A 15,196-nucleotide genomic window follows, 5' to 3' on the forward strand; every position below is an offset into this window, starting at 1 on the left:
TTATAGTTGAAATAGGAGTGATAGCGGTGAATCAGTCCGTAATCGGTACGAAAGCTATGGTAGTTAGTCCGCATTATCTGGCTACAACGGCGGGGGCGCGCATATTGGAGCAGGGCGGCAATGCTTATGATGCAGCGGTTGCGGTCAGTGCTTGCTTGGCTGTTGTTTATCCGCATATGACAAGTCTCGGCGGGGACTCCTTCTGGCTTAGCTTTCATCATGCAGAGGGAAGGGTTCGCGGCTACAATGCGAGCGGTCGCTCCGGCTACAAAGCGAATATAAGCGCCTATGCCGGCATGACGGCGATCCCGAATCGGGGAATTGGCAGCATTGTGACGGTGCCAGGCATGGTGGACGGCTGGGCTGCGGTTCACGGTGAATACGGCCGTCTGCCGTGGGCGCAGGTGCTCGCGCCAGCCATTGAATATGCAGAAAAAGGTTTTCCGATGTCGAAGGATCAATACGCGAATACGGTCCATAATGAAGCTGTGCTTGCTCAGACGCTCACGACAGCCAATATTTATTTGCCTGGCGGCCATGCGGCAAAGCCCGGTATGCGATTTAAGCAGCAAGCGCTGGCGCGAACGCTGCGGCGGCTGGCTGAGCATGGGCGCGATGAATTTTACATGGGTGAGACAGCGAAGGAAATAACGAACTTTCTGACGCAAAATGACGGCTTGCTTACAGCCGATGATTTCGCGGATCATCACGGTGATTGGGTGGTTCCGATTGAAGGCTCCTATCGAGGCTACACGCTTCACCAAATGCCGCCGAACTCGCAGGGCTTCTCGGGCATCATGGCGCTGCACATCCTGGAGCAATTCGATTTGAGCCAAATCGAGCATGGCTCGCATGCGTATTATCAGCTGTGCGTAGAGGCGCTTAAGCTGAGCTTCCGGGACCGGAATCAATATTTGTCCGACCCGTCGTTTACGAACGTGCCGCTGGAGCAGCTGCTGGATAAGGGTTACGCAGCCAAGCTGGCGGCCACCATAGAGCTAAACCGCGCTTCCGCTGAGAAGTCCGAGGTGCTCGGCAGCGACACGGCTTATGCGGCCGTCGTCGACGAGGAAGGCAACGCCGTGTCCTTTATTCAAAGCTTGTATTTTGAATTCGGCTCAGGCGTTGTTGCAGGGAACACAGGCGTATTGCTGCAAAATCGAGGCTCATTCTTCTCGCTGGATCCGAATCATGTGAACAGCTTGAAGCCGGCCAAGCGGACGTTCCATACGCTGATGCCGGCGATGGCCTGCCGCGATGGCAAGCCTGCTGTGCTTTACGGCACGCAGGGCGGCGAAGGACAGCCGCAGACGCAGACGGCTATTTTTACCCGCATGATTGATTATGGCATGAACCCGCAGCAGGCGATTAATGAGCCGAGGTGGGTGTGGGGACGAACATGGGGCGAACCGACGCAGGAGCTCAAGATAGAAGGTCGCGTTTCGGCGGAAGTGCTGGCATCGTTGGCGCAAGCGGGACATTCGGTGCGTAAGGTGAAGGACTTCGATGGTATTATGGGCCACGCGCATGCGATTATGCGTGACGAGCAGGGCTTTCTGCAGGGTGGCTCTGATCCGCGCTGCGATGGAGCGGCAATTGGATGGTAGAGAGGATAGGAGAGGAGAGGAGAGGAGAGGGAGAGGGGAGAGGCCATGAGAAAAAAATGGAATGCTTATGTAAACGACCAGCTTGTTGTCGAACCAAGCTGCGGCGGCAGCTTGACGGGTAAATCGTTTGCGGTAAAAGATGTTTTTGCCATTGCGGGTTATACGTCTGGGGCAGGCAATCCGGACTGGCTGCGGACGCATGACCCGGCCTCTCAGCATGCTGCCGTTATTGAGCGGCTGCTAGGCAGCGGAGCGCGATTGGAAGGTACGACGATGACGGATGAACTGATGTACAGCATTAACGGCGAGAATGCCCATTACGGCACGCCGGTTAATCCGAATGCGCCGGGCCGCATTCCCGGAGGATCATCGAGCGGCTCGGCAGTTGCAGCAGCGGCGGGGCTCGTGGACTTTGCGATAGGTACGGATACGGGCGGCTCCGTTCGCGTGCCGGCAGCTTATTGCGGGTTGTACGGCATACGCCCGACACATGGAGCGGTTCATACAGGAGGGCTCATCCCGCTTGCGCCGAGCTTTGATACGGTAGGCTGGATGACGCGGGATGCGCGGACGCTGCTTGAGGTTGGCCGTGTTCTGTTGCGTGATCGTGATACAGATAGGGCTGGCTTCTCTCGTCTGCTGTTCCCGCAGGATCTGTGGGCGCTTACTGATCCACTGACGAATGCAGCGCTAAAGCGCGTCTTGCCGGCTTTGCAATTCATAGCTGCGAAGCAAGAAGAGATTATGCTTGCGCCGGAAGGACTGCAGGAATGGATGAATGCTTTTCGAACGCTGCAGGGGCTTGAAATTTGGCAGGAGCATGGGGAGTGGATTACCCGGGTACAGCCATCTTTTGGTCCAGGCATCGCAGAGCGCTTTGCTTGGGCGGGTACGCTGAAGCAGGAGGAAAGCGGCAGGGTGTTCGCTAAGCGGGAAGAGGTTCGAGCCAAAATGGATGCATTGCTCGAAAAGAATACCTTGCTTGTCATCCCGACTGTACCGGCAATTGCGCCGCCGCTCCATCAAACGGGAGAAGAGGTCGAGCGTCGCCGCGTTCAAGCGCTTCAGCTGAGCTGCCCGGCGGGACTGGCCGGACTGCCGCAAGTAACCGTTCCCGTTAAGGGAGAAGAGGGCTGTCCATTGGGATTATCTTTTATTGCAGGACGTCATCAGGATATGAGGCTGCTGGAGTGGGTGGCTAATATCGTGGATGGGATGATCAAGCAAATGGAGGAGAAGGGTGCATAAACTGTTGAAGCTATGCCGTCATTCGTGACGGCGATGTCGTAGAGTGCCGTATGGAGGGGTTCGAGCCGTTGCTTAATTTTGTCCGGAACTAGTATAGGAGGTCGGCTGCTGCAATCACAAATGCTGAGCTTGCTTGAAGCAAGGAAACCTGCTATAAATAAGTAAGTAAATAAAGCATGGTTGGAGGAGAGACGATGATCAACGTATTTCCCGCTGCTGAGCGGTATTCGGCAGATCTCGGCTGGCTGCGAAGCCATCCAAGCTTCTCATTCGGCGAATATTTCGATCCGAATCGAACGGGCTTTAGCGTCATGCGCGTATGCAACGATGATTATTTGGCTCCGGGCAAAGGCTTCGGCGCTCACCCGCATAGCGATATGGAGATTGTATCGATCGTGTTGAGCGGACAAATCAGGCATGAAGATAATATGGGCAACTCGGTTGTATCCTCATTTGGCGAGGTGCAGCGGATGTCGGCGGGCAGCGGTGTCATCCATACGGAGTTTAATGCATCAGAGGATGAGGAGCTGCGATTGCTGCAGCTATGGTTCATGCCGAAGGAGCGCGGCGCGGCCCCATCCTACGAAGCGAAAAGCTTCGATATCGATAAGCTGCATAACGCATTGCTGCCTGTGGTGTCCGATAACGCCTCGGAGAAAACCGCGTGGATTGGTCAGAATATGACGATCTACCTTAGCAAGCTGGAGCAGGGGAAGCAGCTGGCGTATGCGCCCCAAGCGGGCCGCAAGCTATTTCTATTCCTGATTGAAGGAATGCTTCAAGTGCATGGAGAGGCATTGGCTGCTGGAGATACCGCACAAATCGAGCAAGTAAGCGAGCTTGAGCTCGCAGCTGCAGAGCCGGCTTTTTTCATGCTTGTTGATTTGCCATAGGCTGCGAAGTAAGTCGCTTACGAAGCAAGTTTGCATCCGCAAACTTTTCAGGAGGGGTCCAGTTGAAGCAAACATTTATTGTGAAGCACGCGGTGGGCGGGCGAATATTCATTGATACGAATAAGCAGGATGTTTCCTATTCGGTTATTCCTGAGGGAGAGGGCTGGCGCTTCACGGTAAGCGTGCCTTGGAGCGAGGGGATCGAGGAGCTGCTGGCGCGCAAGGAAGAGCTGAATGTGTTCGTATTCCAAGAGTTTGACGACCAGCCTACGCTTAAAACGTGGTATTATGTCAAAAATGGTCCTGTCGAGTACGATGCAGGGCAGTCCCAGCTCACGATTGTCGCGGATTCGCGCATTGAATATTATCCGCATCTCTATTCCACCTAAAGTCATGCTCACCATACAATAGCAGCCCCCTTAGCAGTCCACGCTGCAAGGGGGTTGTCGTTTTCTTCGTTTTACTTATTTGTGCTGTGCTGTTTATTAGCTAGCTGCTTTGCTGGTGATCCTTTGCCATTGCTCCGTTTGTTTTGTTCCGCTTTACGCTGCGTATCATGCACCTTATCCACGAACTCACTCGTGTTATCCATGCTAAAGACCTCCTTCTGCTATACTTGCTCTACTGTGTTCAACGTTTAGGGTGTCCGAATTTTTAAAATTTAGCACTAATTTGACAAAAGTATGAAAATAGTGGTTGCCTTGGAAGAGATGTCTCCCTTATGATGGTCTGAGTGCCGTAAGAATTACACATTTATAGTGCATCGGGCTCAATTATTGAGATCTCGAAGGGAGCCGGTATTATTTGATGTACAGCATTGTATTATTTATTCATGTGCTCGCTGCGGTTATGGGGCTGGGTGCTGCGTTTGGTTTTCCGATATTGGTCAGAACCGCGAAGACTGCCGCTCAGGCAAAGTATACCCTGCAGCTGCTCAAAAATTTAGAAGTCCTGCCTAAGGCGGGAAGCATCACGCTGCTGCTGACGGGTATGGTTATGGGGATTATGCAGCCTTCGCTTTTCTCGCAAGGCTGGTTTATTTCATCCATTGTCATTTACCTGGTGACACAAATTTTTGTAGTCGGCATGCTGCCGAAAAACATGAAGGCGCAGGCCGCTATTCTCGAAAATCATACGGGAGAAGAGCTTCCGCCCCAGTATGTAGAGATTTCGAAGCGATCCGCGAAAATTGAAGGTATCACGCACGTATTCGCTTTTTTAATTATTTTCTTAATGATGTTCCAGCCTTTTTAAAATGGCCTAATCGACCTAAGCCCGCCATTTGGCGGGCTTATTTGATAGAGTAGAACATACAAGCTTGAAGGTAAAACGATAAGGGGGCTCCTAATGATTAGACTTATCGCACGGGCGGGCAGCTGTTTGCTGTTTACAGTGAGGAGCTCGATTAGTCCGGCCTCATGCTTTCGTAAATTTGCCTTTTCAGGCTGAAATGTGGTAAGCTTAAAAGGAATTGCAGATTTGAAGCAAACGTCACATAACACAGCTTTTTCATAAACGATAACTGCCCCTTACCCATAAGTTGGAGGCAGTTTTTCCTTTTTAAGCAAAGGAGGCTGACCATGTACAATCGCAAAAAACCGCTAGAAGAAATTCCAGAAGAAAACACGAAGGTATGGACCTGCGAAACAGAGGGCTGCAACAGCTGGATGAGGGACAATTTTGCTTTTGACCATGTGCCGAACTGCTTGATGTGCAACACTCCAATGGTCAGCGGCGAGAAAATGCTGCCGATGCTCGTCAACACGAACGGCGACCTGAAGGCGCTGAAGAAGGGCACACCGGTTACGTAAGTTTCAAATTTGATACAGAAAAAAGCCGAAATACGCGCAATGGGCCATGCTGTCCTTTACGCCGATTTCGGCTTTTTTTTCAAGTCTGAATCGTATTTGTTTAACTCCTCATGCATCCCCCTTATCATCCGTGATTGCAGCGTGACGGAGGGCAACGGCTGGCTGCTGGCACGAGCGGTTACACAGAGCAGCAAAGGAATTGATAACCGCTATCGCAGACCGAAGCTTGCTTATAATATCGTAAAGAAATATTTTTGACAGGATGCAATGCAGTAACAGTTAGGCAATAAGTCCCGAGCTATGAAATGGCTTCGGGGCTTTTTGTGTGCCAACTTCTATTTTATCCCGCTGCTGTGACCCTTCTAAGAGACGATGATGTTACGTAAACAGCGGGAAAAGCATCGAGTTATGTCGTTATGCAGGAGACTGGAATAAATCGCAGGACCTATAAATAAAAATTATTGTATTGTCAGTCGCGGGTAAAGGAATTGTCGGACTTATTTTCGGATGAAAGGGAAGGTATTCGGAGAAGCCGGGAATGGCAAAGGCGGGCATCATTACGTCTATTGTAGGCATAGGGCTAACGGCAATTACGATACTGTTCTACCTTTTGTTTGTGGTTTTAAGCTAGGGCGAGGCAGGAGGAGCAAATCGTGAGGGAATGGATGAGCTATGGGCTGTCGGTTATTTTTTTGCTGCTCGTTATGGCATTTATCGGTTTAGAGGTTGTGCCGGACGAGCAGTGGGAGAAGGTATGGACAAAGGAGCAGGGGGAGCTTATTGAAACGGTGATTATGCGGAGCGCCATCGGTTTAGGGACTTTGCTTGCAGTCTTGATCGTCATCGGTCAGCTTGTGAATCACAGGCCTTCTACACCGGATAGATCGGTAACTGTTCAGCTTAGGGTCGTCCCTGAGATTGAGCGTGCGGCAGCTTCGGCACCGGAAGAACCGTCTGCTGCGATTGCCACTTGTCCGGTTGCTGCCGATGCAGCCTATGCACCAACGGTACAGAGCAAGGATACAGGGGGCAAGAACGAGGATAGCGAGGGCCGAACAAGGATTGCCGTTACGCCCGGCAACGCCCAGCATATCGGAACCCGTGAGGAACAGCAGGATGCCTTCTGCTTCTCGGCGCACGATGATCCAGAGGCTATTCAGCGCTACGGCGTACTTGCCATACTCGCCGACGGGATGGGTGGTCTGGCTATGGGAGGGGAGGCCGGCAGGCTTGCCGTTCAGACGATGCTTCGGGAATATACATGCAAATTGGCTGATGAACCGGTCACAAAGGCGCTCGAGCGCGCTCTGCATCAGGCTAACAAAGAGGTGTATGAGTTGGCGAAGAGGCATGAGCTGGAGGGGAGTGTTGGAACAACGCTCATTGCTGCGGTTATCAAAGAGGGCATGCTGCATTGGATATCGGCAGGAGATAGCCGTATTTATTTGTATAGAGAGGGTCAACTTATCCCGTTGACGCGAGACCATATTTATGCGAACCGTCTATATGAGCGCGTTAAGGCCGGCGAGCTGACAAGGGAGGAGGCGGAGTCGCATCCGGAGCGTCATTTGTTGACCAGCTATTTAGGCATTCCAACACTCGAGGAAATAGATGCTAATCATACGGGGCTTCGCTTGCAGACCGGTGATTGGGTGCTGCTTTGCAGCGACGGATTGTATGATGAATTGTCGCAATCCTTGCTGGAGGAGGCTGCCCGTTTAACGCCGCAGCATGCGGCGGAGGTTATTTTGAAGCATGTGATCGAGCTGCAGAAGCCTTATCAGGATAATGCGACGATTGCGATATTGGCCTGCTCATAGCGATGAAGGAGGTTTTATTGTGGTCAAACGGCGCCGAATACTCACCCTTAGTTTGCTTGCATTAGCTTGGCTTTTAGCGCTAGGGCCTGTTGCGGTGTATGGGAGCAATGAGGAAATCGATGCGAAACGCACGAGCGTTGTGCGCTTATACATCCAACTGCAGGACGGCGGCATCGATCCGGTTGTAGGCTGGCTCGTTTGCGTAGAAGGACCGCATAAGGGCAATGATTTCCGTCTTCACAGCGAGCGAAATTTATTGGCTTCGCCGAATTTATGGACATTGTCTTAAATCCAAACGTATTTTGCGTATATTCTGGTGGTGGCCGCGGTATCGTTTATTTGAATGACGAGGAAGGAGGAACTGGTATCCGGTGAGGAGTTGAAGCCCTACGATATGATCGAGGTTGAGCAGTCGAAGCTTGCATTTATTCCGTTTTGCGGGGAAAGATTTCATTAGAATGGTTGAATTCGTAACAAAAAGCGATAGAGAAGCAAGGAGGGATCTGCGGCGTCCTTCTTTTATTTTAGGCATTGTAAACAAGAGCTTATTTACTTTTTGCAGTAACGAACCTAGGGAGTGTTGGTTCCAGTTCGAGTGATTGATGGAATTCAAGAGCAGAAGCATAAAGATGGGCTTGTTTGCCCGCATTGCAAAACCCATTCTGTCGTGCGATTTGGGAAGTACGCTGTAAAAACACGTACTGGATTGGTTAAACGTCAACGATACCGTTGTAAGTCCTGTCGCCAAACGTTCAATGACCTTACAAACACCCTTCTTCAACGAACGAGAAGACCTCATATCTGGGTTCGTTTTATTGAATGCATGCCGCTCTTAAGCAGATTCCAACCGAAGCATTTCAAGGTATTGTCTAAATGGACGAGACCTACTTTTTGTACTCGGAAAAGGGAAAGCGAAATATTACCGAACGAAAGCCACGTGAACGTGAAGGAAAAGCCAAATATCGTGGCATTAGTTATGACCAAGTATGTGAACTTGTTGCCCGTGCCCGTCAGAAAACGACATGCTCTGGCGTACTTGGGCGTGGATGTATTCGGACTGCAAAATTGGATGAAACGATTGGTGGTCATCTATCTGACTCAAACGTGCTATGCACTGATTCACGGAGGATTCAGTTCTTATGCAAATTCAAAAGGCTTGGCTCATGGATGGACCGCTTTAATGGTGTTGCAACCAAATATTTGCACATTATTTGGCTTGGTTTCGTTTTATAGATAGCAAGGAATACGAGAATACTTCATCGAATAAGAAAAATATGTTGGTCGAATCGTGTTTGTTTCCTATGACCGACACGAATACCAAACTTCGGCTTTCTGCTTATTCTTGTTAAGCTGACGGGTTGAATAGAACAACATCGGTATATATTCTACATAAATATTCGAACGAAAAGTAAGTGAATTCTATACAGTTAGGGGGACTAGTTGCAGATGAAGATGAAAAGGTGGATCGTTTCGTTTGGCTTGATTGTTATCATCATTGCCGTAGCTTGGGTCATGTATGTTAAGCCCACCCTTAACATTGATGTAGATTTGGAACTGGCAGGCTTAAAGTATCAGTTAGGTTCTGAAGGTACGATGGAGCCTACAACTGTTGTCATTCAGGGCAAGTTGCAAACAAGCTTGAAAGGCGAGCGAGTTTTTAAAGGTGTAGTTCAGGTTGTAGGTGAACAAATTCCAGTGCCTCAGGATCAACGCAAGATAGAAATTCGTTTCTCCAATGATGGCTGGGGCTCCATTGCGTACCCGTATTTCATCTATGACGAACGTGGGGCTGCTAAAGACCCAAATATATATCAGTCGCATTCAATATTCGCAAACAAAGACTTCAGTCAAGTCACGTTGCTTCTCAAAACGCCTGATCCACAGTCCGATTCTGAAGGTGGAAATCCTCAAAACGTATGGAACTCTGAGAATGGAATGATGTTATCTGCCCCCGCATCTACACATGAAGAAGCCTTGGCACTATCCAATAGGCTAATGCTTGAATTCCTGAAAGGGAAACCGTTACAATAAACTGTCCATTATATGATTGTGCTAACGGATTACGATAGCTCAATGAACCGCTTTTTCATCAAGGCGGTTTTCTTATGGTCAAATATCAACATTAGAATTTAACATAGCTTTATTTTAATAATGAAAGAACAAAGGGTTTGCTATGCATTTTTTGGTTAGAGCCGCGCCGTTTGTGGGTACTATATGGTAATACGGACAAGGAGGTCAGGATCATGACAATCGAACGCAATCGTGAAGAACGTCAGCCTCACAGCTTGGCGACGGAGAAGGATATCGATCCGGAATTCGGATTGTTTACAGAGGAGCAGCCGGTGAAGGCGGTGAAGGACGCGGAGGATTTGCTTCGGGAGCAGTACCCTTATGAGGCTGCGGCCGCTCACGAATTACGTGATTCTGTGGCAATGGCGGAGTTGGAACAATCGGAGGAGACCCCGCAGCGCCTTCCTGATGTGCCCGATGCGGATACGATGCTCGGCAGCGACAATGTGGACCCGGCAGCGCCAAAAGAAGTCTTCCACGGCACGGATCTGCTAAATGGCGTGGGCCATCATCCGGAGCAGGAGAATTAAGGAGCGGATTTGCATCGTCTGGGATAGATCTTTGACGGCGTTTGTTTCTCGCTTGTGGTACAATAGAAGAACAAATGTTCTTCATGGGAGCGGTAGATAAAACGATATGCAAATCCAGGATACGGTCACGATATCGGTGAGGCATTTAGTTGAATATGTATTCCAAAGCGGGAGCATTGATACCCGATTAAATACGGTCGATACGATGCATGAAGGGACGAAGGCGCATCAAAGGGTGCAGCGTTCGTATGGCGAGCAGGACCAGAAAGAGGTTTACGTCAAAGCAGACATTCCATGGGATGATCTGCTTTTTGTCGTGGACGGACGTTGCGACGGACTGTTGGCAACGGAGCCGGTGTTGACCGTAGATGAGATCAAGTCGACTGGAGGAGATCTGGATCGAATAGCTGAGGACGGATATCCGGTGCATTGGGCGCAGGCTTTGTTTTACGCATACATGTACGCCAAAGCGCATGAGCAGCCAGCGATGCGCGTGCAGCTTACCTATGTACAGACAGAGACGGAGACGGAGCGGCGCTTCATGCGGGAGCTTGGGCTGGAGGAGCTTGAGCAATACGTGCAGGAGGTTGTCAGTCGCTATGCGCCATACGCGCAGCAGCGGCGGAGACATGAGCAGGCAAGAGATGAAAGTATAAGAGAACTGGCTTTTCCATTTGATGCTTATCGGGCGGGACAACGCAAGCTTGCAGGGGCGGTCTACAAATCGATTGATGAAGGCGTTCGCTTATTCGCAAGAGCGCCCACGGGCATTGGCAAGACGATTTCAACGACATATCCGACGATTAAGGCGATGGGAGCAGGCATGCTGCAGCGTTTTTATTATTTGACGGCGCGAACGACAACGAGGGCGGCGGCGGAGGATGCGCTGCTGTTCATGAAGTCGAAGGGGCTTCATATGCATGCTGTCACCATAACGGCCAAAGATAAAATATGCTTTAAGGACGAGGTGCGCTGCGAGAAGGAGCTTTGTCCATACGCAGACGGCTATTATGATCGCATCAATGGTGCCGTGCTTGATATTCTGGAACATGAAACGGTCATGACGAGATCGGTTATTGAAGCCTATGCCCGCAAGCATACGGTATGCCCGTTTGAGTTTTCACTCGATGTCGCTTATGCCGCTGACGCGGTCATCTGCGATTATAATTATATTTTTGACCCTCGCATTTCATTCAAGCGCCAGTATGCCGAGATGAAGAAGCAGACGGCGCTGCTTGTGGATGAGGCGCATAACCTGGTTGACCGGGCGCGGGAAATGTTCTCCGCAGAGCTGTCGAAGTCGCCGTTTCTGGCGCTGCAGCGAGAGCTGAAGGATGTCCATGAGGGAGGATACCAGAGCGCGAAGGCGATCAACGATTACTTTATCGCGCTGCGCAAAAACAGCGACGGCGCGCCGCACCTGATAGGGCGGTATCTGCCGGACGAGCTGATCGAGCTGGTCGAAGCATTCTTATCCGCCACCGAACATGCGCTTTCCACAGGGGTTGGCGGAGGTGGAGGCGGCTTGCTGTTAGATACTTATTTTGCAGCGCATAACTTCGCTCGAACGGCCAAGCTGTTCGATGAACGATATGTCGTTTATACAGAGCTGACCAACAGCGATGTTCGGCTGAAGCTGTTCTGCATGGATCCTTCACAGCTGCTTCAGCAAATGGGCAAAGGCTATCGCTCCCATGTCTATTTCTCTGCTACGCTATCGCCGGTTTCCTACTATATGGATATGCTGGGAGCGGGAGAGAATGACTATACGCTTGCCGTGCCGTCACCCTTCTTGCGGGAGCAGCTTGATCTCATCATAGAGCCGCTATCGACAAGGTTTAATGACCGCGACGAGTCCAAGGCGCCGATCGCTAAGCTGATACAGCGTCTGATGGACGAGCGGCCGGGAAATTATTTTGTGTTTTTCCCTTCGTATGCGTATATGAATGCTGTCTATGAGACTTATATGGAGCTTGTCCAGCGGTCGGCGTCTGCTGGCGTTTCTGCCTCGGCTGCTGAAGTGCTTCTGCAAAAGCCGGATATGACGGAGGAGGAGCGGGATCTTTTTCTAAGCGCCTTTCAGGCTGGGAGCGAAAGGTCGTTAATTGGGTTTGCAGTGATGGGCGGCGTATTCTCGGAGGGCGTGGATCTGGCGGGAGACCGGCTGATTGGCGTCATTGTGATTGGAGTTGGATTGCCTCAGCTGAGCGTGGAGCGGAATTTGCTGAAGGATTATTTTAATGAGCAGGGGAAGAACGGTTATGAGTATGCTTACGTCATTCCCGGCATGAACAAGGTGCTGCAGGCCGGCGGTCGCTTAATACGCTCGGAGACTGACCGGGGCACGCTTGTGCTTATCGACGACCGGTATTTGCAGGCACCATACAGGCGTCTCCTGCCGGAGGAGTGGAGAGACCGTTAAATCGCGGTATCTGAATCTGCTTTTGCTGCTCTTTTGACCGGCAGGGGTGAGGATTTTAGCTTGTTCTCCGCATATGCGGCTGCAGACAAAGTCACGAGTAAGCCGGCCAGCGCCCCGCCGACAGACAAAGGAATGACCCACAGCAAAGGTGGCTGCGTGAAGAAAGGTACCAGCGAGACGGATAGGATCGGCGGTGCATTCCACTTGAATTTATGGATCAACCAGATGATGATAAGCAGGGTGAAAAGCAGCGACAATACACCTGGGCTTACGTACACGGCTACGGACCCGATGATGGAAGCGACAACGGCTCCAAAAGAGATTTTCCGGACCTCCGCTTTCGTGAATGGACGTGTGATGAACAGCAGGCTGAACGCGCCGAGAGTAGGGAAAAATAAGGAATGCATATGAGGAATATGCAGTGAGATCCAATATACGATGATGATATATAAGCAGATGGCATAGGTTTTGATATTCATGCGGTGCATCGCCTTCTTTCATGCCAGTATAGCAAGCAGCCTTGCTGCGCCTGTAACATTTTACTCCTTATGAACGCGTACCGTCAATGCTTTGAAGAGGAATAACGGGATGGATATCAATGCTAAACAATCACAGCAAACCGCAAAAATTTGTGACAGTGGATTAGCAGGGTTTCCATCGCGGAAAGGAATATTCGGGAGAAGATGGGGTATTGACAGTATTTTCTTAAGATGGTAAAGTGACAATTAGATTTTAACGAGAGGAGGATTACGTTTTATGAATACAGTTATTAATTTGTTTGCTGCTGCGAATGATCATTTGAATAACATGAATAACGTAATCCATCCGCGCGTCATTTCTCTTTGATTGAGGGACTCCTATTATCAAAGGCGTATGGTTACGTAATCGTAATCATACGCCTTTTCTGTGCTTATGAACGGTGACCGAAGTTTGAGTGTCGCGGTTCCTGGGCAAGAAGAAGCGTGTCGTTACAACGGCATGCTTCTTTATTTTTTGGAGGAAAATGGCTGCATGGATGGATAACGGAAGGTGTGGTAGAGAAGGATGTTTAGTGTACTCAAGAAATTAAGCTGGTTTTTCAAAATGAATTGGAAGCGGTACGCCGTTGCCATTACCCTTCTTGTTTTGACAGGCTTCCTGGATGTGATTCCGCCTTGGCTGATCGGCTACACGATTGACGGCATTCATCAGGATCTGCTGGGGGAAGCGGAGTTCAAGCAGATCGTATACGGATGGATCGCTATAACGGTTGTTGGCTATATCATTACATACATATGGCATTACAAGCTGTTCGGCGGGGCATTCGTTCTGGAGAAGCTGCTTAGATCCCGGCTTATTGGCCATTTTATGCGGATGACGCCGACTTTCTATGAACGTAATCGGACGGGCGACCTGATGGCGCGCTCGACGAATGATTTGGGAGCGGTTGCACAGACAGCGGGCTTCGGTATTTTAACGCTGATCGATTCGACTCTGTTCATGATCACGATTCTGATCGTGATGGCCGGATTAATAAGCGTGAAGCTTACGCTTGCCGCGCTGCTTCCGCTGCCTCTCATGGCGCTGGCGATGAAGCATTACGGCAAGAAGCTTCATGAACGGTTTATGGATGCGCAGGATGCTTTCGGCGAGCTGAACGATCAGGTGCTGGAGTCAGTTTCCGGGGTGCGCGTCATCCGTGCATTCGTGCAGGAGGAGGCCAGCGAGGCGAGCTTTAGTGAGAAGACAAATGAGGTGCTTAGCAAAAATATCGCCGTCGCGCGCATCGATGCCTTGTTCGAACCAACGATGAAAATACTCGTCGGAATGAGCTACTTGATTGGGCTTTGCTACGGCGGCTACTTAGTTTTCCATAACGAAATTACGCTCGGTGAGCTGGTGTCCTTTAATGTCTTCCTTGGTATGCTGATCTGGCCGATGTTCGCAATCGGCGAGCTGATTAACATTATGCAGCGAGGTAACGCGTCGCTTGACCGCGTCAGCGAGACGCTGGGCTACAAGCCGGATGTCGCGGATGCGAGCAAGCCGGTACATGTCGAGGAGCCGTTATCGCTTGAGTTCCTCAAGGTTACGTTCCGTTATCCGTCATCGAAGGTCGATAATTTGACGGACGTGTCATTTACGCTGCGCCAAGGGCAGACGCTCGGCATCGTCGGACGAACCGGTAGCGGCAAAACGACGCTGCTTAAGCAGCTATTAAGAGAATATCCGCTTGGCCGCGGCGACATTCGTATTTCAGGCACCTCGGTTGGCGATCTGAAGATCGATGAGCTGCTCGGTTGGATCGGCTATGTGCCGCAGCAGCCTATCCTATTCTCGAAGACGATCCGCGAAAATATTTTTTTCGGCCTGAAGGAAGGCACGGATGAAGATTTGCAGCGGGCGCTGGAACGCGCTTCGTTCGCGAAGGATATTAAGTTTCTGCCTGATGGGCTGGAGACGCTCGTAGGAGAGCGAGGTGTAGCGCTGTCCGGCGGACAGAAGCAGCGGGTTAGCATCGCGAGAGCGCTTATCGCTGATCCGGACATTTTGCTAATGGACGATGCTTTGTCAGCGGTGGATGGAAAGACGGAGGCGGAAATTATCGAAGGTATCCGGACTGAGCGAGCGGGCAAAACGACGCTGATTACGACGCATCGTTTATCGGCTGTGCAGCATGCGGACTGGATTATCGTCCTCGACGAAGGAAAAATTATTCAGGAGGGCACGCACGAGCAGCTGCTCGAGCAGGGTGGCTGGTATCGCGAGCAGTATGACCGCCAGCAGCTCGAGGCTACTATTGAAACGTAATTGGA

At 50.7% G+C, this 15,196-nt stretch carries 15 protein-coding genes and 1 pseudogene; 14 read left to right on the top strand and 2 right to left on the bottom strand.

Annotation, left to right across the window (positions count from 1 at the left end; genetic code table 11):
- The first annotated feature begins 26 nt into the window (after positions 1-26).
- The 4 genes from ggt to ACO9K6_RS05450 all read left to right on the top strand — a co-directional run bounded on the left by ggt (position 27) and on the right by ACO9K6_RS05450 (position 4,137).
- A complete protein-coding gene (ggt, locus tag ACO9K6_RS05435; RefSeq protein ID WP_424766528.1) occupies positions 27-1,607 on the top strand; it encodes a gamma-glutamyltransferase in 1,581 nt (526 codons plus the stop codon).
- Positions 1,608-1,652: 45 nt separating this feature from the next.
- A complete protein-coding gene (locus ACO9K6_RS05440; protein WP_424766529.1) occupies positions 1,653-2,855 on the top strand; it encodes an amidase in 1,203 nt (400 codons plus the stop codon).
- Positions 2,856-3,049: 194 nt separating this feature from the next.
- Positions 3,050-3,748 (top strand): pirin family protein, encoded by a 699-nt coding sequence (locus tag ACO9K6_RS05445; protein WP_424766530.1) that lies wholly within the window; start codon positions 3,050-3,052, stop codon positions 3,746-3,748.
- Positions 3,749-3,810: 62 nt separating this feature from the next.
- Positions 3,811-4,137: a hypothetical protein gene (locus ACO9K6_RS05450; protein WP_424766531.1), complete on the top strand. Its 327-nt coding sequence runs from the start codon at positions 3,811-3,813 to the stop codon at positions 4,135-4,137.
- 71 nt (positions 4,138-4,208) lie between these two features.
- On the opposite strand, the gene ACO9K6_RS05455 is transcribed toward ACO9K6_RS05450, so the two are convergent.
- Positions 4,209-4,340 (bottom strand): DUF4023 domain-containing protein, encoded by a 132-nt coding sequence (locus ACO9K6_RS05455; protein ID WP_424766532.1) that lies wholly within the window; start codon positions 4,338-4,340, stop codon positions 4,209-4,211.
- A 215-nt stretch (positions 4,341-4,555) separates the two neighbouring features.
- On the opposite strand from ACO9K6_RS05455, the gene ACO9K6_RS05460 reads away from it, so the two are divergent.
- The 9 genes and pseudogenes from ACO9K6_RS05460 (at position 4,556) to ACO9K6_RS05500 (ending at position 12,401) form a co-directional block, all read left to right on the top strand.
- Positions 4,556-5,002 carry a DUF2269 family protein gene (locus tag ACO9K6_RS05460; RefSeq protein WP_424766691.1) on the top strand — a complete coding sequence of 149 codons (447 nt, stop codon included), beginning with the start codon at positions 4,556-4,558 and terminating at the stop codon, positions 5,000-5,002.
- A gap of 326 nt (positions 5,003-5,328) precedes the next feature.
- A complete protein-coding gene (locus tag ACO9K6_RS05465; protein ID WP_424766533.1) occupies positions 5,329-5,559 on the top strand; it encodes a cold-shock protein in 231 nt (76 codons plus the stop codon).
- 9 nt (positions 5,560-5,568) lie between these two features.
- Positions 5,569-5,817, top strand: coding sequence for a hypothetical protein (locus ACO9K6_RS05470; protein ID WP_424766534.1), 249 nt, complete (start codon positions 5,569-5,571; stop codon positions 5,815-5,817).
- A 395-nt stretch (positions 5,818-6,212) separates the two neighbouring features.
- The gene (locus ACO9K6_RS05475) at positions 6,213-7,379 is read left to right on the top strand and encodes a PP2C family protein-serine/threonine phosphatase (RefSeq protein ID WP_424766535.1); all 1,167 of its coding nucleotides are present in this window, start codon (positions 6,213-6,215) and stop codon (positions 7,377-7,379) included.
- Positions 7,380-7,398: 19 nt separating this feature from the next.
- Entirely contained in the window at positions 7,399-7,668 is a 270-nt protein-coding gene (locus tag ACO9K6_RS05480; protein ID WP_424766536.1) for a hypothetical protein, read from the top strand.
- 243 nt (positions 7,669-7,911) lie between these two features.
- A pseudogene (locus ACO9K6_RS05485) lies at positions 7,912-8,684 on the top strand (IS1595 family transposase); the annotation flags it as partial.
- A 141-nt stretch (positions 8,685-8,825) separates the two neighbouring features.
- The gene (locus ACO9K6_RS05490; RefSeq protein WP_424766537.1) at positions 8,826-9,410 is read left to right on the top strand and encodes a hypothetical protein; all 585 of its coding nucleotides are present in this window, start codon (positions 8,826-8,828) and stop codon (positions 9,408-9,410) included.
- A 212-nt stretch (positions 9,411-9,622) separates the two neighbouring features.
- Positions 9,623-9,979 carry a hypothetical protein gene (locus ACO9K6_RS05495; RefSeq protein ID WP_424766538.1) on the top strand — a complete coding sequence of 119 codons (357 nt, stop codon included), beginning with the start codon at positions 9,623-9,625 and terminating at the stop codon, positions 9,977-9,979.
- A gap of 112 nt (positions 9,980-10,091) precedes the next feature.
- On the top strand, positions 10,092-12,401 hold the full coding sequence (locus tag ACO9K6_RS05500; protein ID WP_424766692.1) for an ATP-dependent DNA helicase: 2,310 nt from the start codon (positions 10,092-10,094) through the stop codon (positions 12,399-12,401).
- Here ACO9K6_RS05500 and ACO9K6_RS05505 read toward each other — a convergent pair.
- Positions 12,398-12,880 (bottom strand): hypothetical protein, encoded by a 483-nt coding sequence (locus ACO9K6_RS05505; RefSeq protein ID WP_424766539.1) that lies wholly within the window; start codon positions 12,878-12,880, stop codon positions 12,398-12,400. The genes ACO9K6_RS05500 and ACO9K6_RS05505 overlap by 4 nt on opposite strands.
- A 565-nt stretch (positions 12,881-13,445) precedes the next feature.
- Here ACO9K6_RS05505 and ACO9K6_RS05510 point away from each other — a divergent pair.
- On the top strand, positions 13,446-15,191 hold the full coding sequence (locus ACO9K6_RS05510; RefSeq protein ID WP_424766540.1) for an ABC transporter ATP-binding protein: 1,746 nt from the start codon (positions 13,446-13,448) through the stop codon (positions 15,189-15,191).
- Positions 15,192-15,196: the final 5 nt, after the last annotated feature.

It is taken from the genome of Paenibacillus praedii (assembly GCF_049725345.1).
GTDB lineage: Bacteria > Bacillota > Bacilli > Paenibacillales > Paenibacillaceae > Pristimantibacillus.